This window comes from Psychrobacillus sp. FSL K6-2365 (assembly GCF_038003165.1).
GTDB classification, from domain to species: Bacteria; Bacillota; Bacilli; order Bacillales_A; family Planococcaceae; genus Psychrobacillus; species Psychrobacillus psychrodurans.
In genome coordinates this window covers 1,860,325-1,886,498 of sequence record NZ_JBBOOO010000001.1, presented here as the reverse complement: position 1 = coordinate 1,886,498, position 26,174 = coordinate 1,860,325, and the positions used below count along the sequence as shown (strand labels likewise).

Sequence of the window (26,174 nt, the reverse complement as noted above, 5' to 3'; positions counted from 1 at the left end):
ACTCCTTAAAACAACAATTCCCTACTATCCGCATCTATTAAACCACATTCTTGCATAGAACTAATTATTTCTTCAATCACAAGTTGATAACCTTTACTGTTTGGATGGAAGAAATCAGTGTGGTAAACCAAATTAGTATTAGTTACGAAAAGATGGTCGATCGGTACATAACAAGCATTGCTATCACTATAAGCAATCTCCTGTATGGTTTCATTCCAATCATTTAAAATGAGGTCAAACTCACTTTTTTCATCTGTGACAATTGTAATAGGATTATATAAACCCATTATGATAATCGGAGCAGTACTATTAATCTCCCGAATCTCCTGAATAATTTGATCATAGTTCCTTTCAAATTTACCTAATTCTTTTTCAAAAGCCTCTACTTTAAGATTAAACAAGTCTTTCTTAACAACTTTCATAATGTCATTCCCACCAATAGTTAAGGTAATGATATGGGCTTTTCGTATTTGGTGGTCAATTTCTCCATCCTTTAACATCTTTAAAAGTTGATCGCTTCTACGTCCTCTTTTTGCAGTATTGGTTAATGGAACGTCTTCTATTCCTTTATATTGTGAAAAATGTTGCTGCAGACGTCCTAAATAACCTTCTCTCTTTAATTCATCTCCTACTCCTTGTGTCAAAGAATCCCCAAGTCCAACAACTTCTATTGTTCTTGGAAAAAACTTAAAAGGAATGACATAATCCTCAAAAAGAACCTCCTGTTTTTCCGAAAAACTAACTTCCACCAGGTCATTGGAATTACATCCAACTAGAAAAATAACGCTAATAACTATTAATAAATATTTCATCAGAAACCCCTTTTTTAAAAAAGTGAAACTTCAACCAGTTGGAGATCCTTCATACCACTGATTGTTAGATTAGCCTATCTGGATAAAACAAAAGCAGGGATAAGTATTCCTCCCTGCCTGCCTTTTGTCTATTCAGTCGTATACATAAATCCAATAGCTCCAGGTCCTGTGTGCGTACTTATAACAGGTGATGTAAATGAAACTTGGATGTCAAGAAAACCTGATTCCTTAATAAGGTTCATCAAAGGTTTAGCCATTGAAAATCCATTTGCATGAGAAATACCAACCGCTTTGACAACCTTTCCTTTTGTATCTGCTATATATCGGTCAAATAAGTAATTGACAACTTGTTTATGGCTTCTTACTTTTGCAATTGGTGTATACTCTCCACCTGCTAAACTTGCGATTGGTTTAATAGAGAGTAAAGAACCAAGCATTGCTTTACCTTTACCAATTCTACCACCTTTAACGAGATTATCCAAAGTATCTACAACGACAAACAAATCAGTCTTTTGGCGAATATCTTCTACTTTTTGAATGATTGCTTCTTTTGTCTCGCCATTTGAAGCCATTTTAGCTGCTTCCTCAACTTGGAAAGATAACGCGAAGGAAATAAATTTGGAATCAATTACTGTAACATCTGATTCTGTCATCTCGGCAGCAGCCTGTGCCGATTTTACGGTTCCACTCATACCACCAGTCATATGTATAGAAATAACTTGATCACCATCTTTTCCAAGCTCGTCGTATAATTCTTTAAAGACCCCGGATGATGGTTGTGATGATTTTGGTAATTCTTTAGCCATCGACATTTTTTCTAAAAATTCTTCTGCTTTTATATCCACCCCATCAATAAATGATTCGCCATCAATTTGAATGGTTAAAGGTATGACATTTATATTGTATTGTTCAATCAATTCTGTTGTTAAGTCCGCTGTGGAGTCAGTTACAATGTGAACTTTCGGCATATGCTATCCCTTCCTTCCTACTTACTACTATTATAAGAAGAATACTGTTGTTCTGTAAACTATTTGCTAGTGGTTCTAATCATTTCAATTTTTCTAGCAATAGAAGTATGTAAATCCTCTATAATTTTCTTTGTATCATTTTGGTCAATACTCTCTATAGTGTATGTAGGTAAAATGCTAATTTGAACGTTTGCAGGACAGATTTTATTATTATTTTTTTCCATAATTTTTGAAGTCCCATATATCGCTATTGGAACAATAGGAACTCTCGCCTGTTTTGCGATTCGGACAAATCCAGATTTAAAAATACCTATTTCTTTTCCCTTACTTCTTGTACCTTCTGGAAAAATTAAAATAGAATGCCCATTCTGTAAATGGGTAGCTGTATCTTCAATGGATTTATAAGCGCTCTTTCTATTTGACCTATCTATGAACACACAATTCATTTCTTCCATCCATTTCGAAATAATCGGTAGTTTTTTCACTTCTATCTTTGAAATAAACCCAAATGGCTTGGGAATATAAGCTAGTAAGCTTGGAATATCGAAATTACCTTCATGATTGGCAATAAAAAGCACAGGTCCACTTGGAAGATTGTCCTCTCCTTCTAAAGTAAACTGGCTTTTAGTTCTTTTTAAAATTCCACTTGCCCATAATTTTGGTACATTATGGACAAGTTGATCGTATTGCTCAGTTGAAAGTATATTCTTTTGTTCCTTTATTTTTGTATATTTAAGTAAAGAAACTGGTAAATATCCAAATAAAAAACCAAAAGTTCTTAGAGAAGAAAACAAATTATTCACTAACCTTTCTTTCATAAACCAAATAAACATACGTAGTACCATCCGGAGTTTGCATATCTGCGGTTGTGTCTACTAACACCCATTCATCATAACTGTATGATGGGAAATAGGTATCTCCTTCAAAGGTTTGTTGAATAAACGTTATATAAAGTCTATCCGCTTTTGGCAAAATCGCACGAAAAATTTGTTCACCGCCAATTACCATTACTTCCTCATGGTAGGCTGTAGCTATTTCAATGGCTTTCGCTAAATCTGTCACTACCTCCGCGCCTTCTACTTGATAATCTGCATTCCTTGTTACAATAATATTTTTACGGCCAGGTAATACTCTTCCAATTGATTCGAAAGTTTTTCTCCCCATTACCATCGCCTTGTCCATAGTCTGTGCTTTAAAATAAGCAAGGTCCCCTGGAATATGCCAAGGCATTTTGTTTTCAAACCCGATAACTCTGTTAGGATCATGTGCAACAATAAGTGATATCATGTGCTTCCTCCTTTAACTTATTTAAACAGCAATTGGTGCCTTAATTCGAGGATGTGGATCATATCCTTCTAATTTAATGTCTTCTATTTCCAAATCAAAAATAGATTCTTTTTGGTCATTTAATAACAATTGTGGCAATGCACGTGGGTCTCTTTCTAATTGCGTTGTAACCTGGTCCATGTGATTTATATATAAATGAGCGTCCCCTAAAGTATGGACAAATTCTCCGACTTCTAATTGGCATTCTTTTGCTATTAAATGAGTTAATAAAGCATAAGAGGCAATGTTAAAGGGAACACCCAAAAACACATCCGCACTCCGCTGATAAAGCTGACAGGATAGCTTCCCATTTGCCACGTAAAATTGCATAAAGGAGTGACATGGAGGTAAAGCCATTTCATCTACTTCTGCTGGGTTCCATGCAGTGATTATATGTCTTCTAGAGTCAGGATTTTTCTGTATTTGCTCAATGACATTTCGTAATTGATCGATTGTTTGTCCATCCTTTGACGGCCAGGATCTCCATTGACGCCCGTAAACGGGACCTAAGTCACCGAACTTATCTGCAAATACATCATCAGTTAAGATTTTTTCACAAAATATATCCATTTGTTTCTGCACAACATCCTTAAAATCAGGGTCTTTTGCTGCCCGCACTCCAAAATTCGTCATATCAGGACCTGTATATTCTTCACTGTTTACCCATTTTTCAAATGCCCACTCATCCCAAATATGATTATTTGCCTGAATAAGAGTTTTCACATTTGTATCACCTTTTATAAACCATAGTAGCTCGGTTGCCACTAAACGGAATGCCGTTTTTTTCGTTGTAAGTAGGGGAAAACCTTCTGATAAGTCAAACCGCATTTGATAGCCGAAGACACTTTTCGTACCAGTTCCAGTTCGATCTCCTTTTTCAACGCCATTTTTAATAATATGTTTGCACAAAGTAAGGTACTGCTCCATGTCATATCCCTCTTTTCATTTTTCATACAAAAAGGCTCTCACTAAGAGAGCCATTTTGGTGGTGTGTTTATTGACCAAAACACAATCCGTTTAGCGATATATATAATTTTAATAACTAGACATAGAAAAATCAACGTTTTCTATCTATTACATTTTTAACTATTTAATAACTTTAGTATATTATAACATATTGTTTTGGGTATGTTTGCGGTAAAAGTAAATTGTACTTTATCAAATGAAAAACTAGGTAGTATCAAATTGGTTCTTCTTCAGGATTTGTCGATGTTTTGTGCACTAAATCTTAATTCAATCCGTACTGTTATATCAATTAACCCTTTATACGCTAACTGGAATTGAACATTCTTTCTCGTAAGGTATTAATAAGCTTGTCCAAGATCTGTATTTGGTTCTACACCCAGCTGAGGAGATTGCATGATTGCTGCAAAAAAGATGTTTGGTCACATCTAATAGCTTAGGTGTAGTACCGCTGCGAGTGCGATACGTGCGATTCTGACTGCTTCCATATGTTCTAACAATAGCACGTTGGATTTTTGGACCCATGCACTTTAAAAACGCATTTAATGTTTGCTCTGGAGGAACTGGTTTTTGTCCTCCACCGTTAACCCTAGTTGCTAATTGTTTACTTGTGTATTTTTTGCCAATACCGTTTTCCACCTATTTGATTAAGAATCTTCGTTCTGAAGTAGTATTCGAATATTTTTTAAATAGTTCTGGTTCCTCTTCTTTTAAGCGTTTCGAATCAAAGCGTGTAACATCAATTGACTTCCAAGACACTTTCCGAGTAGCTGTAAAAGCTTTTTCGTTCACACCCATAAACGCTTTGATTTTATTTTTATATTCCTTCTCTTTTGTTTGAAGTTCAGTCAAATCAACTTTGATTTGATCTAATGAATCAATAAGTGTTTCCACTTCAGAAGGTAAATGAATTTCTGTGTCATAATCCGATTCAGGATAAAGCGCTTTTAGCAAATCTACAGATGCTTCAGTACCATCAAATGGAGGCGGAATTTGTTTCAACACGTTGTTTTCCCAAAAATCTTTTTCTATATTGATGAGGTATGTGATTAATGCCTCATCACGGTCTATTTTTTTATGGACAAATTTATTTCCTCCAACAAGTACTGCTATGTGCCACGCCGTAAAACCTGTAACCGCCATGTAATGCTGACATTGGAGTTTATAAGCTGTTGGTATTTCTTCACAATCCCACTCACCTTTTAAGTATTCAGAAGTTGTTTTACACAGCAAACCTTCTCGTTTACCAATTATGAAACGATCCACATTAGCTAACATGAAAGGATAATCTGGGTGTTTCAATATTGCATTTCTCCTCCGAACCTTTAAACCAGTTCGTACAGTAAATTCTTTAGCAACTATGTCTTTCATAACATTGCCCCAGTATGCAGCTTCCCCAGCCAAATCCTCATGAGGTGTTTGACCGAGCTTATCTAAATAAACTCCAACCAGAGATTTCCACTTGCTTAGACCTGCAATTGCTGAAACATCACTACCACCAATACCAAGCCGTCTTGCTTCTAACCACTCTTCACGGCTCAAATCAACTGTTTGTATTAACGTTTTCGCTTGCAAAATACTCCTCCTTGAATTTCTGAATCCTACCGATAAAATACAATTATAAATTTAGTTCCAGTGTCCTTTATCAATCAAGAATAGTAGTTTTTCTTATTTACTTAGATCGGTTGCCTCGCCTACTTCGATAAGATGCTCACCCATGCATCCTGTAGAGCAATATAAATTACCATGAAGTTCGTATCCTTCACCTTCGTACAGTTCTTCTCTACAATGTTTGTAGATGCATTGACCAACCTTACTAGGTTGTTGTAATGGTTCTTCGTATCCATAGCCTGCTACCATTCCATTTTCCAACATGTTTCCACCTCTTTGTAATGGTTAAATCCCCTCAAGAAATCTTAGACTTCTTGATGAGAGCAAATGCACTCATGCTATAATATTCATAAGTATTCACTTTTGCTATTTGACTTTGCCGAGTCATTTAGCTTTTTTGTGCCTGAAAACTCTCTTCCACGTATAAATAAACTGATGTTATTATCGTAATAACATTTACCATTACACCTTCTGGACTACTAATCATGTCTTCTCACTGCCATCACTCTGACCCCAGCTGCAACTAACTGAACTAACAAACATAAGACCTTCTTTAAAGTCACCTATTTTCCAAACTCACAATGCTACGGGAAAGAAGTAAGCAACAATAATGAACTAAATAATTTTAACCCTTCTAGAAAATTGGTACATTTATAGAATTCAATGATAACTAAACAGAATTAGCAAAATCCAAGTGAATTTTTTAGAAAATAGAATTCTAACTTCTACAATTACAGTGATATCGTTGATTTTGAATTATTGGAAGATGCCGAATTTATCAGTTATGGTGGCTAGTAGAGTGTTAGCTAATGATGTTTTTATTCTGGGGGTAAATATAGTTAGGTGGGGTAACCGGTAAAAATTATACGAACATTCCTCTTGTCTATGTAGATTTGAATATTTCTGCCACAAACCTTTCCTGCCATTTGGAGTGATTTTGTTTTATATTAAAAATAGGACGCACGTTTCGAAATTGAAAAACAATAGCTTGCCGGTTAGGTGCGACAATTATTTTATTCACCTTATGAATCTGTGGTGGTCCATGTGCTAATCCTGATACATGATAGACTCACTGAATGTGAACAATGGCAAGATTTTATTATGAACTGTGCCATATCGAGTGTCTTCTTCGGAACATCAAGATGGAAAGCTGATAATTTTGCATATTATGACTAGGTACCGTCTTTTATGCTTAATCGAATGGATTTACCTTCTTCCGAAAGAAAAGGCTGTGTGATCGATCCAAGAGACGTTTTTTGTAGAACTTGAGTTTGCTGAAAAAAGGTTGCACCGATATGTGAAAATTTGTAAACAGCACAATCACCAACTTGTAAAGCTCAGTTTACAGAAAGTACAAATACACAACTAAAGGAGACCATCACAGAATTCTATCCTTGTGACAATAAAAAGGGTATTGCAATCAGAAGTTTCGAGAATGTAACAGCATATGTGAAAGTAGAATGGAGATGGCTCGCGAAAAAAATGTCTAAAATATATAAGTTAGCATTTAAACATGAAAACAATATGAAGTTTGCATATCGCTATAAGTAGTACGAGTAGAAAAGACTAATAAGACTTTGATACGAATGAAACGGATAAGCGTATCCTGATTGAGATCGAGGCCGCTGTATTAGATTGAAATGTTAGTTTAGTATAAATAAATAATTTAATAGTGATAAATTTAATCATATTTATGTCGATCCTATGAAATCGAACTGGAAACCTAAAACTGCTCGAGAAACCATGAGTATATTATGGAAAAGTATAATTAAAAGTTGTTCGGTAATAATAAGATTTAGAACGTCACTACACAACATATATGAAATTTAGAAACCTCGAAGAATAAGCGATTTTGAGGTACAGTGTCTTATTCATAATTTCTATATATGCTTAACTAAAATTTAGAATACAAACTTACCTATTAGAAACACTGATATATCAACGTTTGCAAACAAAAAAACACTCATTTTTATATGAGTGTTTTGCCTTTTTTAGGATAACCATTTTGGTGGTGTGTTTTTTGACCAATATATGTCACCCAACACATAATGTTTAGAATACTTATCTTCCGCCAAGTGATAATGGAAATTGAAATAATATCCTTCTTGTGGCTTTTTGTCCGTTCTTACATGAAAACGGATTAAATCTTTTTTAGTAGAATCATTATAAATATTAAAAATCTTTTCATGATAATCACCAGATGGCTGCTCTGAAATAGATAAAAGCGGTATTTCTTGATCGGATGTTTTGGCAATAGTCAGATCAATTGCTTCTTGCATTTTTGGAAATATAACATCGTCAAACTCATGCTGAATCACTGGTCCTATTCGATTCCCAAATTTTATGTATGCTTGTTCTCTGGCTGCATTCGCCATATGCTCATAAATGGAGGAGTCATCTGTAATTGATACTTGATCATAATCTTGGACATCAGAAGAAATAGCCCTAGAAGGACTTTTAATATCTAATATTTGTTCCCAAATGAAATGGCTAGGAGATATTAGACCAAATGTTAGTAATGCAACAGTTATAATTATTGACTTTTGGAACCACTTTTTCATCCTATTCACCTTCAATATTGGACAATTTTAGTAAAACTCTTCATTCTATTAAACGTTTTGATTAAGTAAAGGTTTCATCTTCTTACTATTCATTGTACAATAAAATGTGTAAACATACCACAGAGCTTTTTGAACAAAGGAGGAAAATCACGATGGACGCAGGATTAGTTATAGGGATCGGATTTTTATTTTTATTAGCATATTTAACATCACTTAACTTTACTGATTGATTTAAATTATTAACAAAGTTTTAGGGAGGGTCGTGGCTATCGTCATGGCTCTCTTTTCCTTATTACCTCTTTGTCATACTATAAATCAATAATTCCATAATGAAACTTAGAAGACAACCTAATTTCTCGTTTAAAACTATATTCTTCAAATAGAGTTGAACGGAAATGCGCTTTTAATACTACTCTCTTTCTTGCGAGTCTTCTTGCCTCTGACACCCACTCATCGCTCAAAGAATCATGGGCACCTGCCTCTCTTAATACATGAAAATTGGAGGCCTCCTCAATTATTTCTTCGAACATTGGATCTATATAAACTACATCATAGGTATTTGACGGTACTGTTTTCATGTAAGCCACTGAATCGTGATTAATAAGACGTATATTCCGTAAGCTTTTTAGCATCGCCTGATTGTTTGTTTTGTAATTTTTTAACCCTTCATCTACCACGTACGCTATAATTGGTTCCTTTTCACAAGCATGTACAACCCCTTCAACTCCTACCGCATAAGAGGCAATAATACTATCTGAGCACAGGCCAGCTGTGGTATCTAAAAAATGATCCCCCGCTTCTAGACTAGTTGCTTCCAAAAATGAATCTTGCTCCCCTTTTAATAGTCTCTTCATACGAAACGCAGCAGAATTAGGATGAAAGAAAAAAGGAGAAGTGGAACCGTAAGTATACAGTTCCAATCTCTCATTGCTCACAACAAGTACATTTGCTTGCTGTTCTTTTTGTATAGTAGAAACTGATTTCTTTTGCCGTTTAAAATAAGGTAAATTTAAAAGTTTAGAAATCTCTTTTGCTTTTAAAATATATTCCTCTTTTGTTCTTCCCGCTGTTGTTACTACGGTATTCATGAAGAAACAACTTGTGAAAGAACACCAGATAGATGGTCTTTAATTGTCTCCATTGAGTTGCTCTCAATTTGCTCACGTGGAATGAAATACGCTAACTGATCATCCTTCCAAATGGCAATAGATGGTGAACTTGGCGGTACTTCTTCAAAATACCCTCGCATTGTTGCAGTAGCCTCTTGATCTTGTCCAGCGAATACTGTCACTAAGTTTTCAGGTTTTACTTCTAATTCATTTAGTGCATTAACAACAGCAGGTCTTGCAAGTCCAGCAGCACATCCACATACTGAATTTATCACGATTAAGGATACTCCACTAGCAGTTGACATATGTTCTTGGACATCCTCAGGTGTTATAAGCTCTTTAAATCCAGCCCCTGTTAATTCACTTCGCATTGGTCCAACAATACCTTTCATATACTCATCGTATGCATTCATGACTTCGCCTTCTTTCATTTAGTTTCACATAACCTATTATAACAACATTTTCACAACATAAGCTAATACCCTGTTTTCATATTTTTACATACTTTTTTAGGATTTTAACGACTTTTTCGTGAATTTTTTCTTCTTAATTACTACGTTTGCACGACTTTTGCTTATATTACCATCAAAATACGTATACTTTATTTAATCCAATAGATTACGCTCCATACCATTCATTAAAAATATACGAAAATCTATAATCCATTTTTTTGTTTATGGATGAACAACCAATTGTTCTTACAACAAGTTAATTTTGTATAGAATTCATATAAATACTAATTAATATAAATTTCGTTCAAATTTCACAATTTTTTTATAACATGTAATTTGTATTAGGAAATCAAATTTATTAACAGTTAACAAGGATTAATATTAGACAATGATCCTAATTGCAATTTTGAAGTATATATAGGTTGTGAGAATCATTAAATTATGGGGGAAAAAATTTGAATAATAACAAGAGATTCTATAATATTTTTTGGCGTTGGCACTTTTATGCGGGGCTATTTATTGCTCCATTATTAATAACACTAACATTAAGTGGGATTGGTTATTTATTTTATACTAATGTTGAAAACCAAATGTATGACGATTTATTTTTTGGTGAGGCTACTATTAATGAAAGTATATCAATTGATGAAGCGATAAAAAATGCTGAAAAGCAATATCATGGTTTCAATGTTACAAAAGTTATAGTTTTAAAAGAAGATTATAATACAAGATTTACAATGACCGACGCAACTGGCGAACAGAAGTATGTATTCATAGATAATAATAACCAAATAATAGGTAGTCAAAATGCAGCATCTACCTTCTCAAACGTAATGAGAAGTTTGCATAGTTCTTTGTTTGTAGGAGGAACAGTTGTAAACTATTTGGTTGAATTAGCTGCATGTTGGGCTATATTTTTACTGATTTCGGGAGTTTATATGTCATTGAAAGGGAAAGTCTTTAAAAGACATAAAGGTACTCTAAATAAAAGACAGAGACATAAAAAACTTCATGCTATAACTGGCACTATAATAGCTATACCTATGGTCATTTTGATATTTACAGGTTTACCTTGGTCCGCTCTAATGGGTAATTTCATACATTCTGTAGCCCAATCTCAACCCTCTATCGGTATTCCAGAATTACAACTAGTTCCGCCAACATCTGATATCAACGAAATTCCTTGGGCTATTCGTAAAAATCAGACACCTAAATCTGAGGATCCTCATGCTCACCATAAGATGATTACGATTACTATAGATAATGATAATATGGTGAGTATGCAAAAACTGATGAAAGAGGTTGAAGAATCCCAAATCTCCGAACCGTATTCTATCATCTTTCCAATGAGTGAAGAGGGTGTATATACAGTATCGAAAGGAAGCAACACTGGGGTTACTGGCTTAGATGTTAGCCCATATGAGGAAGTGACTGCTTATTTTGATCAATATAGTGGCAATTTCATCTCAAAAGTTGGTTACGAGGAATATGGTATTTTAGGGAAATGGTTTACATGGGGGATTCCATTACATGAGGGGCATTTATTTGGTTGGCCAAATAAAATTATAAATCTACTCGTTTGTTTAGCCTTTCTAGCAGTAATTTTTTGGGGCTTCAAAACATGGCTAGATAGAAAAGTAAAACATCAAATATCAGCTCCACCAAAAACCCCGGTTGGAAAGAGTTTTGCCGGATTCATAGTTCTATTAATAACTTTAGGTATAATTATGCCGCTTTTTGGTCTTTCTCTGGTGGTAATAGCTTTAATTGAATTAACTATATATGTATTAAAAAAAGATAAAAGTAGAAACATTAACGAACTTCTTTAAGAATTTTAGAACTATAAAAGATTTTTATAATGCGGGCTTACGATATCAACTGTAAGCCGCATTTTTATTGTTTTATTGCCTCAATTGTTAAGTGAAATATTTTTTTGTTTTTTCACACTAAAACACCATATTAATTGAACAATATTTTCCAAACGTATTTTACAAGAGAAAGGAATAAAAAAGCCCCACTCAAATTAATTGCTTAATGAGAAGGTCGCTTTTTATGAAGAGAAAATAAATCTGAATTTTTTACTAACCAATTGCCCTGAAATAACTTGGTACAGTAGACAAATTATATCCCATGAACAAAACGGATGTTGGCAAAATTAAAAACACCCTTTTAATTTACAACAGATTTGTTTAGTAATTCATAAAACTTGCTCCTACGATAATAAGTAAGATAAATAATACTACAATTAATACAAAAGTAGACCCGCTATTACCATAGTCGTTATTACATTCGCCTCCACCATATCCAAACATCTTATTCCCCCTCCTTTCCAATTACTACTTTTTATAGATTATGCAGTGTTTAAAAATGGTTAAGGTAATTTATCTCGTATGAAGAATTTATTTTTATCTTTCTTTGGTATTCCGTTCAACAAAGAATTTTTCACACAAAAAAAACCACTCAAATGAGCAGGAAATAGTGCTAGTTATATTACTTTTTTCTTGAACTTTTTTATCCCTATAGTTACCGGATTCGCCCACAAAACGTTCAATTATTTTCCTATAGGCTCACATGCCCAACCATCTTTGTCCCCATCATATTTAGATGCATATGCAGGATGCCCTTTTTTTACTCCATATGTCTGGATAGTACTCTTTCAATGCATACAATTCTTATAATCGGTAGGTGCTCCTGAAATAACCGCTAATCCATCTTCGACATTTGAAATGTTTAGGTATTTGTGTAGGTTCTGGATATTCACTAATCTCTTTTAATAAAGCTAATTTCGATTTGGAAATAGTGAAGTCTATAGTATTAGAAGCAAAATAAAAAGCCCCACTTCTTCAACAGTGGGGCTCCAATCTAATTAAGATTGTCTGAGAATCACGAAGGGAGAACTTCAGCTTCTCATAGACTTAAATTACCCGAAACGCTCAAGAAATAACCTGGTAATTATATCTAAATAACTTTCACTATTTTCATACACCGTTTTTTCTAAATCTCTTACCATGGTAGCTTGAATTATAATTGCGCGAACATTTCTCCACTATACACCTTAAAATATTTCGACATAGTGCTCCGTCAAACTCAAACATCTTTGTTTTTTAGTTGATAGAGCTCCAAAGAATTTGCATATACCTTGTACGTGTTCCTTAACTACTTTCTTTTGAAAATATTTGTCTAACATTTGTCTTGACTCACTCGGACTATCCATGAAACATTTTCGGAAGGTATGGAATGCATCTTGTTTTTCTAAGAACCTGGAAATTTTGCTCTTTAATACCCTATCATTTAGTCTCCCGCTATACATTCGGCTTTTACTATATGAGTATTTTATTATTAGTATCAGATACCACTTCTACAGCAAGCTAGACTAACATAAAACATACCCATAGTTATTGTATGCAGCAAAATCAATTAGTCTTATATTATTAACTTTTATTCTAAATTTCCCGAAGCCCCCTAATTCATACGGTTATATAGAAAGAGCATCCATGTGGATGCTCTCTTAGAGTGTATTATTCACCTAAACTAAAATCCATATTAATACTACTTGATTATAAATGTCTGAATTAAGCACTGTTCATCATCTACTACATTCTGTGTTTCTTCAAATTGAATATTCATTTCACTATAAATTCTTTTCCAAAACGAAACAGCAGGACTATTCTCCATTAATTCAATTACAAAATAATTCCCTTTCTTAACTTGGAATAATTCTCTTATGGCCTGTCTGCCTAATCCCATACCTTTGTATTTATTTAATATAAATAGGTCATTTACGCCAAAGTCATAATCTTTTTTTAAGAACGGTCGTTCCAATAGTAGTATAAAACCGATGATGTTTTTATCTAAAATGATGAAATATGGAGAAAGCCCTTCTGTTTCCCAAAATTCATCTATTTCCTCATATTCAAAACAACCGTCTTCTCCAATATCAATTAGGGAAGTATATTTTGAAAGGTCATGAAGATATAAAGAATAGAAGTTTCTTAAGATAATTTTTTCAGTTTCTAATACTTCCTTCAGAATAATATTCATTTGAATTTTCTCCTTTTCAAGCTATCATTTATACAATTCCTTATAAGCTAATACTTTTAAAGCGAGCATTTCTTCCTCAGTTAAGTTACTTTCTAACTTATTAAAAATCTCCTGTTTTTCTTCTTCAGTCATTCCATTTTGAGCTTTTGATTGAATTTCTTGGATTTCACCTAGGCCAAACTTTGTAACCAATGCTCTTGTAGCTTCTTCTTTTGTTTGAAAAGGTAGTTTGCTACTATCCACATCTTTACCCTCAGCTATAAATTCCTGAAGCTCAGGATCATTTTCAATTTCCTCTTTTATCGTTTCTAGCTGTCCGCTATCCTGTAACTCTATTGAAACCTTTTCCATCACTTGATCGGCAACTAGCTTTGGTCCAAAATAATAAGCGGCTACCACAAGAATACCTATAAAAATGATAATCCCAAACAGTACTTTGATAAACTTCACCGTTATTCCTCCCAGATTTTGATTAGTCATATCATACTACAATCTCAAAAATAAAAAACTAATGCGTATGACATGAACATCCTCAAAGGCTTAAGCATTGCGTGCGACATTAGCAAGTCAATATAGAATATCTTTTGTTGGCCTTTGTATAATTTCTTCATAATAGTGCAAAAAACGCAAGAATATTGTTCATATATATATATCGAACAGCATTCTTGCGTTTACAATAGAGGTTATTTTCTCTTCATGGTACTATTATTTAGTTCTATTTTCTTGCATCACTCATTTGTTTCCAAACGGATCCTTTAGCTTCTTCTCCGCCCTCAATACGAGAAATCGCCATTAACACCTGAAGTTTTACCTCATATTCTTTATCATTCATTGCTTCTTTAAGGGCTATAAGTGAATCTGTTTCGCCAACTTCGTAAAAATACATTGCTGCTCTCCAGCGAACTAATTTGTTTTTATCAAACAAAGCAATCTTCATCGCATCTGCAAATTGTATAAATCCTAAGTCACTCATTGCATCACCTGCTGTTCTCCTAACTGCTGAACTCTTGTCTTTTAGAGCCATTTCTAAATAAGGAATAACTGCTTCGTCTTCTATTAAACCAAGGTAAACTGTTGCTAGTCGTCTAATAGATACTTGCTCATCTTGCACTGCTCTTTCCAATATTGGTAGGTCTTCTATTTCTGGATTTATCAAGTTATTTAGTAATTGAAAACGTTCCTCCCATTTACTAACCTGAAATTCTTCTAATGTAAATGGAACTCTTATAGCTTTTTTATCTTCTTCATTTATATCCTTATCTGCGATAAGTTGCGCGAGTTTGCTTTCTGGAAAAGTTGCTTCTAGCTCTTTTACTAACTGTTCCCCTATTTCTTTCTGATCACCATAACGAACGCCATAATCCACCCATTTGCGCAACAAGATATAATTTTCTTTATCGCCTTCCATAGCCTCATCTAGTGCTTTAATAAAACGTTCGGATAGTCCATATCTCGATTCTGATTCACTATCGAATACCTTTACCTGAAGAGGAATTCCTTTATACTGCTGAACGTGAACGTATACTTCCCCGTAATGTTCTAATGGTTTGTCTGTGTCATTTACTTCATCGTTTTCAGCACCGAACACATTTTCAACACTAGCTAGAATTGTTTCCCAAGCGAACTTCGCGATACGTTCAATTGCAAGGAAGTCTGCCACATGGTAAACACCCTTAACGCCTTCTATACCAAAGATAGCTTGAATTTCCTTTGGAGCATCAGTTATATTTTCTTTTTTATAGTTATGGCTTTTGCCAAAAGGAAGCTCCTGATCGATTACAACTTTCATCGTATTGGGACTTGGCGTCGGTTCAATTGTTACTATTTTCATTTTATATACCCCCTGTAAGTGAAGTTAAGAAGATGCTATTTCATCTAAATAGGACCATCTTTCAATTAGTTGTTCATATTTGGTGTTAGCTTCTGCTAACTCATTCGTTATAGTTTGAAGTAATGTAAAATCAGAACCCGCAGTTTGCATCTTACCTTCTAATTCTTCGATTAACTGTTCCGTTTGTTCAATTTGTTGTCCAATTGTTTCCCATTCTCTTTGCTCTTTGTAGGAGAATTTTTTCTTTTCTTTCGTTACTTTTTCAGGAATTTCAACTTTAATTTGTTCTACTAATTCCTTTGGTGTTTCCTTTGGTGCCTCAAGCATATCTGAATAAACTCCAAGCCATTCAGTTACTGTACCATCACCATTTAATAGCCAGAGCTTTTTAGCAATGCGATCTAGGAAGAAACGATCATGGGAAATTGTAATAATTACACCAGGAAAAGATTCCATGAAATCTTCAAGTACCGATAATGTTTGAATATCTAAATCATTTGTAGGCTCATCTAAGAATAGAACATTCGGCTGCTCCATCAGCATTTTTAAGAGCACTAAACGTTTCTTTTCCCCACCAGAAAGTTTCCCAATTTGAGTACCATGTGTGTTTAACGGAAACAAGAAACGCTCCAACATTTGAGCAGCAGAGAATTTTTCTCCTGAACCAGTCTCTATTAGATCGGAGGATTCACGTACATATTCAATCATTCTTGTTTGTGGATTCAATTCTGGTAACTGTTGAGTAAAGTGCATTAACTTTACGGTGGAACCTTTTACTATCTCACCCGAATCCATCGGAACTTCGCCTGCAAGCATTTTAAGAAGCGTACTTTTTCCTACACCATTTGGTCCTACGATACCAATGCGATCTCCCGCTTGTAGCAAGAACGAAAAATCCTCCACAATGTTTTTAGTATCAAATCTTTTAGAGATACTTTTTCCTTCTAACACTTGCTTACCAAGTCTAGTAGTAACCATTTCCAACTCTAAGTTTAAGGCTGAATTGTCACGATCTATACTTGCATCTATCTCTTCGAATCGATCTTTTCTTGCTTTCTGTTTTGTAGATCTTGCCTTCGCACCTCTGCGAATCCACTTTAATTCATTACGATATAAATTTTGTAGTTTTTGCTGAGATGCAGCATTCATTTCTTCGCGTAATGCTTTTGACTCTAAATAGTCTGCGTAATTTCCTGTATGCGTATATAAGGTTTTATCTGCTAGCTCATAAATATGTGTTGCAACTGTATCTAAAAAGTACCGATCATGAGTTACAAAAATGATAGAACCTTCCACTCTTTGTAACATGTCCTGTAACCAATCCGTTGACTCTTTATCCAAATGGTTTGTAGGCTCATCTAATAATAAAAGATCAGCTGGTTCGATTAACACTTTTGCAAGTGCTACTCTTTTTTGTTGACCTCCAGATAGATGCAAGATAGATTCTTCAAACTGTGTTATACCTAATTTAGTTAAAGCAGTCTTAGCTAATGAATTAACGTCCCATGCTTGCAAATCATCCATTTTCTGCTGTAGATCCATCAATTTATTTTGAAGTTCCGTTGAATCTGAGTTTTCCATTAATGCTAATAAGGCTTCCTCGTATTCTCTATTAATCTTTAGTATTGGGGAATCTCCACCAAATACAGTTTGTATAACGGTTTCTTCCTTTTCAAAAATCGGTTGCTGTTCCAAATAGGCAATGCGATATTTGTTCGGGTGATCTCGTTCAATTGAATCTGCTTCTAGTTCACCAGCAATAATTGATAGAAACGTAGACTTACCCGTACCATTTATACCGATTAAACCCGCTCTATTTTGGTTATTAATAGTAAAAGATATATTTTTAAATAAGGTTTTTTCCCCTACCGTCTTTGTTAAATCAGAAATGATTAAATGACTCACAGTTGTTCACCTGTTTCTTTACGTAAATTTTCTAGAAAAAGCTCCATAAATTCATGTCTTTCTTTAGCTAGTTCTTTTCCTTTTTTTGTTTGCATACCATCAGAGAGTTTCAATAATTTTTCATAAAAGTGTGTTACGGATGCCGTTTTTTTTGTTCGATACTCTTCAACAGTCATATTATCTCTAGGTGTTTCATCACTGTCGTAAAGTAATCTTCCTTTTGCTCCTCCATAAGCAAATGTTCGAGCAATACCAACAGCTCCAATTGCGTCTAATCTATCCGCATCTCGAACTATTTTAGCTTCTAAAGTCTCTGCTTCCAATTCGTGGCCACCATTGAACGAAATGGCTTTAATTACTGCTTTTACTTGTTCAATTTTATAATCCGGTAAACTCAATTGTTGAATGATTCTATCTTCCTCTTGCTTTTCTACTGTAGAATATTTTGGATCACTAACATCATGAAGTAAAACAGCAAGCTCAATAATCTCTCTATTAGCTGAAGGTTCTGTATCTGCTATATCAAAAGCATTTTTACGTACTCTCTCTATATGCTGAAAATCGTGACTAGCATCAAAATGCATATATACTAATTTTACTAATTGTTCGCACTTCTGAATCGTATTCATATTTTACTCTCCTTACCTGACACTCTTATCTATTATAACGAAAAACAAGGAAAAAGACTGCTTATGCGGTTCGTTTCTCCTTTTTTGAAACATTTGGTTTTTTAAGGAATAAAAATTGCTAAAATTCGACATATTATTGACGAAGACTGACAATTCAAGTATAGTTTATGTATCCATTTATAGAATATTTAGTGGATTAAGGGAGGAACGTTTATGCAACAGGGGAAAGTAAAATGGTTTAATAATGAAAAAGGGTATGGTTTCATCGAATACAACGATGGAGAAGATGTATTTGTCCATTTTACAGGAATTCAAGGTGATGGATTTCGAGCATTAGATGAAGGACAACAAGTAACGTTCGAAATAGTTGAAGGAAACCGTGGACCTCAAGCTGCAAACGTGATAAAAAACGAATAGAAACGCTTCTTCCCGCGGCAAACTAGTCGTGGGACTTTTTTATTTTGAACCCTTTAGTTTACTACCAATTTGTTTAATACTCTCACCAACAGTGCATTGTTCAATACAAAATCTATATGCAGTTGTTTTGCCACTCTCTTTCCTTAATTGCTTTCGAACAAAGCATCCGTCACAATAAGTATCTGATAAATAATCAATTTCATTTATTAACTGTGTGTTTTTCATAACTTACTACTCCTCACTATTTCATAATTGTACTATTATGTTTCTTTTGTTTGCAACTATCCCTCAAATCATTCAAACTAGCTATATCCATTATTTTATTAAAAAGGGGATTATAATGTTAGAAGTATATATTGACGGTTCGACCACTGGTAATCCAGGACCAAGCGGAATCGGTGTGTTTATAAAAGGAGAAGGACACCATGTAAAAGTAAGTGAGTTTATTGGAGAATACTCCAATCACACAACGGAATTTATCGCATTACAAAGAGGTTTAGAAGAAGCAAAAAAACTATCACCTTCCCTCGTTTCAGCACGTACTGATTCACAAATCGTTTGCGCTGCAGTAGAAAAAAGATATGCGAAGAATCCTGAATTTTCGGCTATACTAGAGAACATTCTAGCCATCATAGATTCATTTGACCTGTTTTTCATTAAATGGATTCCAGACGATCAAAATAAAGCGGCCCATGCCCTTGCACGAGAGGCTGTATTAAAACAACTGCCTAAAAAGTAAAAGGCAGTTGTTTTTAGCTATATTCTACTAATTCGTTTTGTTCTTCTTTAAATCATTGTACTTCCTTGTTCTGAGATTGTTCAAAATCTAATTCAATTGCCACCTTGGCTTTATTCAAAAAGTTCACAATAACCTCGTCACTGCCAAATAATTGAAAAATCGACAGCAGTGGATTTTTCGGTTTATTTATAGAAGTATAGATGAATTTTGTTATATTGTCACTTTGACTTACTAATTCGTATTCTGTCGTCATTTTAAAGCGATTATTAAGAAGGAAACTTTCTTGTATTGCTTTGTAGTTAGAATCATTGGTATATTTTTTTATCGTAATTTCATACTGCTCGATCAAAGATCCATTTTGATAGCTTTGATTTATAATTGTACCTATAATTGTTTCTGTTTGTTTAATTACTTCTTCATCTACTACTTTCGGAAATATCCTTTTCTTTTTTGAAATGTCTCCATAGAAGTAAAGCCATGCAAATTCTATAGGTACATTAAGCAGAATTTCTTTTTTCCATTTTTTCATTGGTTTTTCATCCTATCCTATCTTCGATAACATCTTTTCAAGTTTGACTCTCCATTCATCTGCTAGCTCATCTACTTTGAGAATATTTTCAATTCCTTCTTTTGAATCTTTTTGATAAAAATAAATTGAATGAGCGTAAGAAACAGTTACTTTTTCTGGGTGTTCAAAAATTCGTTCGATACGATCAGTGTTAGTAATTCTTCCTTCTTTAATAACACGACATAGATAACCAGTATGTCCAGTTTCTATCATACGTTTCATCAAAGGTTTTATACCAGTTCTTTGGTTGATAGTATTGCACGGTATTCTGCCTTGTGTTACCTCTATAATTGCCTCGCCGATGGAAAATCGATCTCCTATATGTATGTTCTCTTCTAGCATATTTTCTACTAGTAAATTTTCTCCAATTGCACTTACTGGAAAATCCATTCGAAATTCTTTTGACCAACTTCTGTAATGTTCCATGCTATACACGCAAACGGCTCTGTCAAGACCACCGTGATGCTTTAAATCTGCAACTCCGTCGTTATCAAAGCCATCATTTGCCAAATATGCTTCAGTCACCTGAGTTTTGAAAATTCCTGATCGAAGTTCTTCTCCTAACTCATTCTTCACAGTTTTAGGTTTCCCTACTGATATTGCAATTAGTTTCATTTTCTCCAATTTTCAAACACCTCCAAAATATTACTATAATCATAGCATATTAGTTGAAACAAACGGCTGATTTATATGCAAAAAAACAGACTCTCTGATGAGAGCCTGTTAAAGTTAAGTTTTAGGTTTAAAATTAAGCTTTAACTACGTTAGTAGCTTGAAGGCCACGTTGACCTTGCTCGATTTCAAAAGTTACTTCTTGACCTTCGTCAAGAGATTTGAAACCTTCGCTTTGAATAGCTGAGAAATGTACGAATACGTCGTCTCCGCCTTCACGTTCGATAAATCCGAATCCTTTTTCTGAGTTAAACCATTTTACTTTACCTTGTTCCATGTGTATTTCCTCCTCGTATGCAGCAGCTGCACACATTGTGTTACTATCCTTGCTCAACACTGTTAAGTAAAAGTGTTGCCACCTACTAACTAACCGAACAAAAATAATCCTCTTTAAATATAACACGCATTTTCTGATAATGCAACAATTATACCTAATATTTTTTAGTGTTTTCTAATAATGCTCCTATTGCTCCGCTATAGCCATGCTTAGCTAAAAAGGTCGGTTTTTTTAGCTTTAATACTGTATAGGATTCAATGATTTGCTGGAGTAATTCATTGTCCTCCAATGTTGTACCTATGTATATTATATCTTCCACTTGATGAGCATCTGCAACTTGAATACAAAGAGAAGCAACTACTTCACCAATTATCCCTTGGACACCAGCTAACAAGTCGGAAGAGCTTCTATTGTTGCTATTATTTAATGAAATACCGCCAAAATTACTCGCTGTTAAAGTACCTTTTATTGGAAGCTTATTGTTCTTATATATATCGCTTACTAAGACATCAATCTCAGTCCTGCTTCCTTCTCGAGATTGTTTTATGATTTCCTCAAAATCGGATATACCTGTTAAAGCCATTCCCAAGCCAAGAAGGGTTCCACCGCCGATTCCAGTACCACCTAATCGTTTATGTATATTATTTTGCATAATATGTATAGAGGTGCCAGTACCTATATTCGCTATAATTGCTGCTTTAGGTTCGATTGACCCTTGCTTCATTTGATACATGACACCATTCATAGTTGCATCAAATTCAACTATGTATGGTATGTCCTCTTTAGAGCTTAAATGAACTTTTAATTGCTCAGCACGACCACCAGTGACGCAGATAGAAGCATTTGGATGATTAGATTCAATCCACTCCTTAACCTTTTGGAAATCTGATGAAAGAAATCGTTCAAAGACCATTTCATTATTTTCATTCCAATAAGCTATTTTTGTTAATGTTCCACCTGCATCAATACCGATTCTAGTAGTCATTCTAATTCCCCTTTATGTTATGACACCTACTTTATCCATGACCCTACAATAGGATAGTTAAATGTGTCTCCCGTAATCGCTTTAACAATTCCAATAATCGGAACTACAAATGCCATTATACCAAAAATAATGAGCATCGGAATACCAATTAGAATTAAAATTAAAAATGCAGATATAGTCAGCAATACCGCCATAATTAATTGAAACAGTACAGCTTGAATGGAAAGCTTTTTAATTTCTTCATCATTTACTACTAGAAATAAAATAAATGGCACTAGAAAAGGAGCAAACCATGTACTTGCATGTAGCAAGATTTTTAAACCTGTGTTTTCCATTTCTTTTCCCTCCTCTCTTAATATTTATACGTTGAAACTAGATGAATAGTTTCACTTTTCCTTCTGATACACAATTTCCCCTGCTACAACTGTCTTTACTACCGAAGTAGAAAGAATGTTATCTTTTTCAAGTTTATTATCTAAAATAGTAAAATCCGCATCAAAACCAGGTAATATCAATCCTCTCTTGCATTCCCTCCCAATAGCTTTCGCACTACCGGATGTATAAAGCGATACAGCTTCAAAAACAGTTAACTCCTGTTCTGGTAAGTAGGAATTATTAACTGCTGCATCTATCCCAATTAATGGGTCTGCAAGTTCTATTGGCGAGTCAGACCCTCCTGAACAATCGAATCCTTGCTCCAGTAATGATTTCCAAGCGTATGCCCATTGTAGTCTTGAAGGTCCGAGTCTTTCTTTTACCCAAGGGAAATCGGATGCGACAAATATTGGTTGTAAATCTAGGACGACGGGGAGCTTTTTCATTCGCTTAACAAGATCAGGACGCAATACATTCACATGAATTAACCGATCCTTTTTCCCATCTGTTACAGGATACTCTTCTATTAAATCTAAAATCTTTTCAACTGCAAGATCACCTATTACATGGACTGCAATATTCTCATTATAGCTACGAGCCAATTTCACTAAGTTCACTAGCTTTTCCGAACTATGGACCTCCACGCCTTTATTCCCTGGTTCATCAGTGTAGTCTTCCCCTAGTAATGCTGTTCTGCCACCCAAAGAACCATCTACAAATATTTTCATCGCTCCAAATTCGATAAAAGAGGAAGATTCTTCTCCTTGCATTTGTTCAAAAACATCATGATGCCTTAGAAGGTGAACTCTAAAATCATTTTGAACAACCTCACGATATGCTTGTAATGGAACTTCATAGTGTCCGTAATAAGCCATATCCTCAGAATGGACACCAGTTATCCCTTTGGACTTTAAATCCTTCAAACTAGAGCTAATAATGTTCTTCAAATATGATGTAGTTGGTAATGGTATATGCTCTGTTATTAGACTTTGTGCTTCATCGTAGAACAGTCCATTAAGCTCACCCTTTTCATCTCTACCTATTACTCCTCCTACTGGGTTAGGGGTTTCTTTTGATATGCCAGCTAATTTCATTGCGGCTGTATTTGCTACTAAAACATGTCGGCATACTCTTTTTAGCACTACCGCTGTTTCGGTTATGAAGTCGATATCAGTACAAGTTAATGGTCTGCCTTCTTCTAATTTATTGTCGTCCCAACCTTCTGTCATATACCATTCTTCATTAGTTATATGAGAAGCTATCGTTTCTTTTATTTGTTTTATAGAAGAGAAAGTAGATAAATCTAAATAAGATAGTTTCTCACCATGACCAATCAAGTGAATATGGCTATCTACAAAACCCGGATACATGACACATCCATCAAGTGATTCCACGTTATTTGCTAATGGTAGTAGATCTTTTTCCAATCCAGTATGCAAAATTAACCCATCTTCTACCAATATTGCTTCGACGAATTTGTCTTCAGCTTCCATCGTGAAAATCTTTCCATTTGTCCATAGCGTCCTCACTACTTTGTCCCCTTTCTTAGTTCCGTTAATTCATCTACCAGCAATTCTGCCGCTTTTCGATAAGCATTACTCATATTCGAAAGAGAAGCTATAAGTAAAATTAGCTTATCAATTTCTTCAGTTTCCTGATTTTCAACTTCTACTTCATGAGCCTTCATTTCATTAAGGAAATTTTGAGCATTTTTTTGTTGCAGTTTAACCCAGGAATTATAAAAATTTGCTAGCGGAAAATCTTCTACATCCATTTTTTCATTTATCGGCTCTAATACAGATTTAATATCTTTAATAGTTAGTGCCCCTTTTAACTGATATATCAAGCTAATCAGCATTATATGGCTTTTGGAATATTTTTTATTTTTAATGGGTATAAACAATTTTCCCTTGGCATAATTATTGATCATCGTTTTAGTCAATACTTTTTCATCTTCATTACGTAAAGACTCATTATAAGTTGCATCAAATAACTGAATCACTTGGTCCATATACAGATCAATAGCGGGTATATCCTCTTCATGTATTGTGGACTCCAAACTCAACTTTTTTGTAATTTCTTCTGATTTACTCACTAATATACCTCCAGTTTGTGCATTACGTTTATCATAACTTATAAAACACCCAAGGTAAACCTTGACTAAGTGTTGTAATAATAATACATTTATATGTAGTTATAAAAACCAGATGGAGAGGTTGAGGTATTTACATGAATAAATATATAAGAGAGCCGTTTAATAGTCTTTCGCATTTGTTAGGAGCAATATTAGGTCTATTAGGACTAATTCTAATGTTAATAAAAGGAATAGTAATCGATAGTTCCTCATTAACTTTAACAGCAGTTATTATTTTTGGTATTAGCATGATTTTACTTTATACTGCATCCGCTACTTATCACTGGTTGATAGGGAATGTTCACCATATACAATTCTTAAGACGCTTAGATCATTCAATGATTTATATTTTAATCGCAGGCACCTATGCACCATTTTGCCTTATCACGTTAAATAACACTGCTGGATATATCTTATTTACTATTATTCTATTCCTAGCAGCTAGTGGAATTTGTTTTAAAATGATTTGGTTTGCTAGTCCGAGATGGGTTTCTACTGCTATTTATATCGGCATGGGATGGATGATTATCTTCTTGGCACCTACACTAGCTGACTCTCTAGGGTCTGCAGGATTATTTTATCTAATTTTGGGTGGAGTTTCCTATACTATTGGAGGAATTATATACGGGATAAAACCAAACCTTCCATTTATTAAGAAGTTAGGATTTCATGAAATATTTCATATTTTTATATTGTTGGGGACTGTATTTCACTTCATCTGTGTTTATAGATATGTATTGTAAGAGAACAGGGCATTGCTTGGTCCATTAAGTTTAAAAACTGTTTCTATCGTTATAGAAGTGCTTAGGGCAGACGTTTTACTTAAGGAATACCAGGGTGAATTTTTAGCGAGTATTGGTGGTGCCAGATGTTACAACCAATACTTATCTTTTTCGTTAATCTTATGGTAGCATCCTGAGCATCACTCTCCTACAACATTGAGAAATAGGTCTGTACGTTTTAAGATAACTAGAAAACTAATAATCCCTAATTATAGAGAAAGCTCACGAAGAGGTAATTTCGTGAGCTACTCCCTTCACTATTCAACTTTTCAACTATTTTTCTTTATTCCACTAGGTAAAGAGAACTCTCAGCATTCCTCTGTAATTGAATTACAGCTTTCACATTCATCCGCGATTACAAATGATTTGTAACTAAATAAAACTCGGCTAATCATTTCATCAAATCGATATGCTCTTCCAAATTTTATAGTCGAGTATGCTTGTTGTGACCTCAGATACAGAAAATAGCTATTCCCTCTTTCTTATAGCGTTTTAACTCCCACTAGAAGTGTAGGCTCAAGCACTATTTCTACATTACCTTTGAGAGCTTTACTAATCATACAAGTATCTTCAGCCTTCAATAGTAATCGTGTAGCCATTTTGAAATCTTTTTCATTTACTATTACTAACGTTGGTCGATGTATTATTTTTTTATATGTAAAAATACCATCCGTCACATCTACTACAGCAGATGACTCAACAACTAGAGATACTTTTTCTATCTTACTTCTCTCTAGCATGGCAGCAAGTGTGATAATATAGCATGTTGTGGCAGCACCAAGCAGCATTTCGTCTGGATTTGTACCTACTCCTGGTCCATCCATTTCTTCTGGAATCGAAATTTTAGTTTGGAGATTTTGAGCATGTATAGATCCTATATCATTGCGATTACCTGGCCAATTAGCTTTTAAATGAAAATAATGTTCCGTCATAAATATCATTCCTCTCGTTTTTTTTATATTCTAATGGAAATATTGTCATGTTCTTAGTATGATTAGGTAGTGAAAGTAGGCGAAT

General features: G+C 34.3%; 31 protein-coding genes. 4 read left to right on the top strand and 27 right to left on the bottom strand.

Annotation, left to right across the window (positions count from 1 at the left end; genetic code table 11):
- Nucleotides 1–5: 5 nt before the first annotated feature.
- The 11 genes from MKY29_RS09000 to MKY29_RS08950 all read right to left on the bottom strand — a co-directional run bounded on the left by MKY29_RS09000 (nt 6) and on the right by MKY29_RS08950 (nt 9,763).
- The gene (locus MKY29_RS09000; RefSeq protein WP_093494768.1) at nt 6–812 is read right to left on the bottom strand and encodes a GDSL-type esterase/lipase family protein; all 807 of its coding nucleotides are present in this window, start codon (nt 810–812) and stop codon (nt 6–8) included.
- 128 nt (nt 813–940) lie between these two features.
- Nucleotides 941–1,780, bottom strand: coding sequence for a DegV family protein (locus MKY29_RS08995; RefSeq protein WP_340879553.1), 840 nt, complete (start codon nt 1,778–1,780; stop codon nt 941–943).
- Nucleotides 1,781–1,839: 59 nt separating this feature from the next.
- Complete coding sequence (locus MKY29_RS08990; protein WP_340879552.1) at nt 1,840–2,598, bottom strand: lysophospholipid acyltransferase family protein; 759 nt, start codon at nt 2,596–2,598, stop codon at nt 1,840–1,842.
- Complete coding sequence (locus MKY29_RS08985) at nt 2,576–3,067, bottom strand: dihydrofolate reductase (RefSeq protein WP_093494766.1); 492 nt, start codon at nt 3,065–3,067, stop codon at nt 2,576–2,578. Before MKY29_RS08985 ends, MKY29_RS08990 begins: the two co-directional genes overlap by 23 nt.
- 21 nt (nt 3,068–3,088) lie before the next feature.
- The gene (locus MKY29_RS08980; RefSeq protein ID WP_093494765.1) at nt 3,089–4,033 is read right to left on the bottom strand and encodes a thymidylate synthase; all 945 of its coding nucleotides are present in this window, start codon (nt 4,031–4,033) and stop codon (nt 3,089–3,091) included.
- A gap of 336 nt (nt 4,034–4,369) precedes the next feature.
- Nucleotides 4,370–4,708, bottom strand: a complete 339-nt coding sequence (locus tag MKY29_RS08975) for a hypothetical protein (protein ID WP_269915704.1) — start codon at nt 4,706–4,708, stop codon at nt 4,370–4,372.
- A complete protein-coding gene (locus MKY29_RS08970) occupies nt 4,709–5,644 on the bottom strand; it encodes a YqaJ viral recombinase family nuclease (RefSeq protein WP_093494764.1) in 936 nt (311 codons plus the stop codon).
- 93 nt (nt 5,645–5,737) lie between these two features.
- Entirely contained in the window at nt 5,738–5,941 is a 204-nt protein-coding gene (locus tag MKY29_RS08965) for a hypothetical protein (RefSeq protein ID WP_241599813.1), read from the bottom strand.
- Nucleotides 5,942–7,671: 1,730 nt separating this feature from the next.
- Nucleotides 7,672–8,241 (bottom strand): YpjP family protein, encoded by a 570-nt coding sequence (locus MKY29_RS08960; RefSeq protein ID WP_093494762.1) that lies wholly within the window; start codon nt 8,239–8,241, stop codon nt 7,672–7,674.
- Nucleotides 8,242–8,549: 308 nt separating this feature from the next.
- Nucleotides 8,550–9,329 carry a class I SAM-dependent methyltransferase gene (locus tag MKY29_RS08955; protein WP_241599812.1) on the bottom strand — a complete coding sequence of 260 codons (780 nt, stop codon included), beginning with the start codon at nt 9,327–9,329 and terminating at the stop codon, nt 8,550–8,552.
- A complete protein-coding gene (locus tag MKY29_RS08950; protein ID WP_090561476.1) occupies nt 9,326–9,763 on the bottom strand; it encodes a BrxA/BrxB family bacilliredoxin in 438 nt (145 codons plus the stop codon). Before MKY29_RS08950 ends, MKY29_RS08955 begins: the two co-directional genes overlap by 4 nt.
- A 494-nt stretch (nt 9,764–10,257) precedes the next feature.
- On the opposite strand from MKY29_RS08950, the gene MKY29_RS08945 reads away from it, so the two are divergent.
- The gene (locus MKY29_RS08945) at nt 10,258–11,631 is read left to right on the top strand and encodes a PepSY-associated TM helix domain-containing protein (protein ID WP_093494760.1); all 1,374 of its coding nucleotides are present in this window, start codon (nt 10,258–10,260) and stop codon (nt 11,629–11,631) included.
- Between the two features lie 360 nt (nt 11,632–11,991).
- Here the strand turns inward: MKY29_RS08945 and MKY29_RS08940 are convergent, their stop codons facing one another.
- The 7 genes from MKY29_RS08940 to MKY29_RS08910 form a co-directional block, all read right to left on the bottom strand.
- The gene (locus MKY29_RS08940; protein WP_090561481.1) at nt 11,992–12,114 is read right to left on the bottom strand and encodes a YjcZ family sporulation protein; all 123 of its coding nucleotides are present in this window, start codon (nt 12,112–12,114) and stop codon (nt 11,992–11,994) included.
- A gap of 239 nt (nt 12,115–12,353) precedes the next feature.
- On the bottom strand, nt 12,354–12,449 hold the full coding sequence (locus MKY29_RS08935) for an excalibur calcium-binding domain-containing protein (RefSeq protein ID WP_340880835.1): 96 nt from the start codon (nt 12,447–12,449) through the stop codon (nt 12,354–12,356).
- Between the two features lie 902 nt (nt 12,450–13,351).
- On the bottom strand, nt 13,352–13,843 hold the full coding sequence (locus MKY29_RS08930) for a GNAT family N-acetyltransferase (RefSeq protein ID WP_340879551.1): 492 nt from the start codon (nt 13,841–13,843) through the stop codon (nt 13,352–13,354).
- 24 nt (nt 13,844–13,867) lie between these two features.
- Nucleotides 13,868–14,293: a hypothetical protein gene (locus MKY29_RS08925; RefSeq protein WP_241600340.1), complete on the bottom strand. Its 426-nt coding sequence runs from the start codon at nt 14,291–14,293 to the stop codon at nt 13,868–13,870.
- A gap of 265 nt (nt 14,294–14,558) precedes the next feature.
- Nucleotides 14,559–15,674: a conserved virulence factor C family protein gene (locus MKY29_RS08920; protein ID WP_241600339.1), complete on the bottom strand. Its 1,116-nt coding sequence runs from the start codon at nt 15,672–15,674 to the stop codon at nt 14,559–14,561.
- Nucleotides 15,675–15,698: 24 nt separating this feature from the next.
- Complete coding sequence (locus MKY29_RS08915) at nt 15,699–17,579, bottom strand: ABC-F family ATP-binding cassette domain-containing protein (protein WP_093494757.1); 1,881 nt, start codon at nt 17,577–17,579, stop codon at nt 15,699–15,701.
- Nucleotides 17,576–18,208, bottom strand: a complete 633-nt coding sequence (locus MKY29_RS08910) for an HD domain-containing protein (protein WP_340879550.1) — start codon at nt 18,206–18,208, stop codon at nt 17,576–17,578. Before MKY29_RS08910 ends, MKY29_RS08915 begins: the two co-directional genes overlap by 4 nt.
- 213 nt (nt 18,209–18,421) lie before the next feature.
- Here MKY29_RS08910 and MKY29_RS08905 point away from each other — a divergent pair, with 213 nt between their 5' ends.
- Entirely contained in the window at nt 18,422–18,625 is a 204-nt protein-coding gene (locus MKY29_RS08905) for a cold-shock protein (RefSeq protein WP_090561500.1), read from the top strand.
- Between the two features lie 39 nt (nt 18,626–18,664).
- On the opposite strand, the gene MKY29_RS08900 is transcribed toward MKY29_RS08905, so the two are convergent.
- Nucleotides 18,665–18,850: a zinc-finger domain-containing protein gene (locus tag MKY29_RS08900; RefSeq protein WP_093494755.1), complete on the bottom strand. Its 186-nt coding sequence runs from the start codon at nt 18,848–18,850 to the stop codon at nt 18,665–18,667.
- Between the two features lie 115 nt (nt 18,851–18,965).
- Here MKY29_RS08900 and MKY29_RS08895 point away from each other — a divergent pair, with 115 nt between their 5' ends.
- On the top strand, nt 18,966–19,364 hold the full coding sequence (locus tag MKY29_RS08895; RefSeq protein WP_093494754.1) for a reverse transcriptase-like protein: 399 nt from the start codon (nt 18,966–18,968) through the stop codon (nt 19,362–19,364).
- Nucleotides 19,365–19,416: 52 nt separating this feature from the next.
- On the opposite strand, the gene MKY29_RS08890 is transcribed toward MKY29_RS08895, so the two are convergent.
- From MKY29_RS08890 to MKY29_RS08860, 7 genes are all read right to left on the bottom strand, one after another.
- Nucleotides 19,417–19,893 carry a hypothetical protein gene (locus tag MKY29_RS08890; protein WP_340879549.1) on the bottom strand — a complete coding sequence of 159 codons (477 nt, stop codon included), beginning with the start codon at nt 19,891–19,893 and terminating at the stop codon, nt 19,417–19,419.
- Between the two features lie 12 nt (nt 19,894–19,905).
- Nucleotides 19,906–20,547, bottom strand: a complete 642-nt coding sequence (locus tag MKY29_RS08885; protein ID WP_093494866.1) for an MOSC domain-containing protein — start codon at nt 20,545–20,547, stop codon at nt 19,906–19,908.
- A gap of 133 nt (nt 20,548–20,680) precedes the next feature.
- Nucleotides 20,681–20,881: a cold-shock protein gene (locus MKY29_RS08880; RefSeq protein ID WP_053589685.1), complete on the bottom strand. Its 201-nt coding sequence runs from the start codon at nt 20,879–20,881 to the stop codon at nt 20,681–20,683.
- A gap of 154 nt (nt 20,882–21,035) precedes the next feature.
- Nucleotides 21,036–21,866, bottom strand: coding sequence for a type II pantothenate kinase (gene coaW, locus MKY29_RS08875; protein WP_340879548.1), 831 nt, complete (start codon nt 21,864–21,866; stop codon nt 21,036–21,038).
- 26 nt (nt 21,867–21,892) lie between these two features.
- A complete protein-coding gene (locus MKY29_RS08870) occupies nt 21,893–22,201 on the bottom strand; it encodes a DUF4870 domain-containing protein (RefSeq protein ID WP_090561512.1) in 309 nt (102 codons plus the stop codon).
- A gap of 51 nt (nt 22,202–22,252) precedes the next feature.
- The gene (locus tag MKY29_RS08865; protein WP_340879547.1) at nt 22,253–23,770 is read right to left on the bottom strand and encodes an amidohydrolase; all 1,518 of its coding nucleotides are present in this window, start codon (nt 23,768–23,770) and stop codon (nt 22,253–22,255) included.
- Nucleotides 23,770–24,336, bottom strand: coding sequence for a DUF1836 domain-containing protein (locus tag MKY29_RS08860; RefSeq protein ID WP_093494750.1), 567 nt, complete (start codon nt 24,334–24,336; stop codon nt 23,770–23,772). Before MKY29_RS08860 ends, MKY29_RS08865 begins: the two co-directional genes overlap by 1 nt.
- A gap of 134 nt (nt 24,337–24,470) precedes the next feature.
- Between MKY29_RS08860 and trhA the strand changes: the two genes are divergently transcribed.
- Entirely contained in the window at nt 24,471–25,118 is a 648-nt protein-coding gene (gene trhA, locus MKY29_RS08855; protein WP_093494749.1) for a PAQR family membrane homeostasis protein TrhA, read from the top strand.
- A gap of 521 nt (nt 25,119–25,639) precedes the next feature.
- Here trhA and MKY29_RS08850 read toward each other — a convergent pair.
- Nucleotides 25,640–26,089, bottom strand: coding sequence for an OsmC family protein (locus MKY29_RS08850; protein ID WP_093494748.1), 450 nt, complete (start codon nt 26,087–26,089; stop codon nt 25,640–25,642).
- Nucleotides 26,090–26,174: the final 85 nt, after the last annotated feature.

Excerpts from the sequence above, each read along its gene's own strand:
- MKY29_RS08995 (WP_340879553.1), bottom strand. The coding sequence starts at position 1,780 with ATGCCGAAAGTTCACATTGTAACTGACTCCACAGCGGACTTAACAACA.
- MKY29_RS08930 (WP_340879551.1), bottom strand. The coding sequence starts at position 13,843 with ATGAATATTATTCTGAAGGAAGTATTAGAAACTGAAAAAATTATCTTA.
- MKY29_RS08900 (WP_093494755.1), bottom strand. The coding sequence starts at position 18,850 with ATGAAAAACACACAGTTAATAAATGAAATTGATTATTTATCAGATACT.
- MKY29_RS08985 (WP_093494766.1), bottom strand. The coding sequence starts at position 3,067 with ATGATATCACTTATTGTTGCACATGATCCTAACAGAGTTATCGGGTTT.
- MKY29_RS08910 (WP_340879550.1), bottom strand. The coding sequence starts at position 18,208 with ATGAATACGATTCAGAAGTGCGAACAATTAGTAAAATTAGTATATATG.
- MKY29_RS08880 (WP_053589685.1), bottom strand. The coding sequence starts at position 20,881 with ATGGAACAAGGTAAAGTAAAATGGTTTAACTCAGAAAAAGGATTCGGA.
- MKY29_RS08940 (WP_090561481.1), bottom strand. The coding sequence starts at position 12,114 with ATGTTTGGATATGGTGGAGGCGAATGTAATAACGACTATGGTAATAGC.
- MKY29_RS08990 (WP_340879552.1), bottom strand. The coding sequence starts at position 2,598 with ATGAAAGAAAGGTTAGTGAATAATTTGTTTTCTTCTCTAAGAACTTTT.
- MKY29_RS08960 (WP_093494762.1), bottom strand. The coding sequence starts at position 8,241 with ATGAAAAAGTGGTTCCAAAAGTCAATAATTATAACTGTTGCATTACTA.
- coaW (WP_340879548.1), bottom strand. The coding sequence starts at position 21,866 with ATGACTACTAGAATCGGTATTGATGCAGGTGGAACATTAACAAAAATA.
- MKY29_RS08955 (WP_241599812.1), bottom strand. The coding sequence starts at position 9,329 with ATGAATACCGTAGTAACAACAGCGGGAAGAACAAAAGAGGAATATATT.
- MKY29_RS08885 (WP_093494866.1), bottom strand. The coding sequence starts at position 20,547 with ATGAAACTAATTGCAATATCAGTAGGGAAACCTAAAACTGTGAAGAAT.
- MKY29_RS08950 (WP_090561476.1), bottom strand. The coding sequence starts at position 9,763 with ATGAATGCATACGATGAGTATATGAAAGGTATTGTTGGACCAATGCGA.
- MKY29_RS08895 (WP_093494754.1), top strand. The coding sequence starts at position 18,966 with ATGTTAGAAGTATATATTGACGGTTCGACCACTGGTAATCCAGGACCA.
- MKY29_RS08980 (WP_093494765.1), bottom strand. The coding sequence starts at position 4,033 with ATGGAGCAGTACCTTACTTTGTGCAAACATATTATTAAAAATGGCGTT.
- MKY29_RS08905 (WP_090561500.1), top strand. The coding sequence starts at position 18,422 with ATGCAACAGGGGAAAGTAAAATGGTTTAATAATGAAAAAGGGTATGGT.
- MKY29_RS08870 (WP_090561512.1), bottom strand. The coding sequence starts at position 22,201 with ATGGAAAACACAGGTTTAAAAATCTTGCTACATGCAAGTACATGGTTT.
- MKY29_RS08890 (WP_340879549.1), bottom strand. The coding sequence starts at position 19,893 with ATGAAAAAATGGAAAAAAGAAATTCTGCTTAATGTACCTATAGAATTT.
- MKY29_RS09000 (WP_093494768.1), bottom strand. The coding sequence starts at position 812 with ATGAAATATTTATTAATAGTTATTAGCGTTATTTTTCTAGTTGGATGT.
- MKY29_RS08920 (WP_241600339.1), bottom strand. The coding sequence starts at position 15,674 with ATGAAAATAGTAACAATTGAACCGACGCCAAGTCCCAATACGATGAAA.
- trhA (WP_093494749.1), top strand. The coding sequence starts at position 24,471 with ATGAATAAATATATAAGAGAGCCGTTTAATAGTCTTTCGCATTTGTTA.
- MKY29_RS08850 (WP_093494748.1), bottom strand. The coding sequence starts at position 26,089 with ATGACGGAACATTATTTTCATTTAAAAGCTAATTGGCCAGGTAATCGC.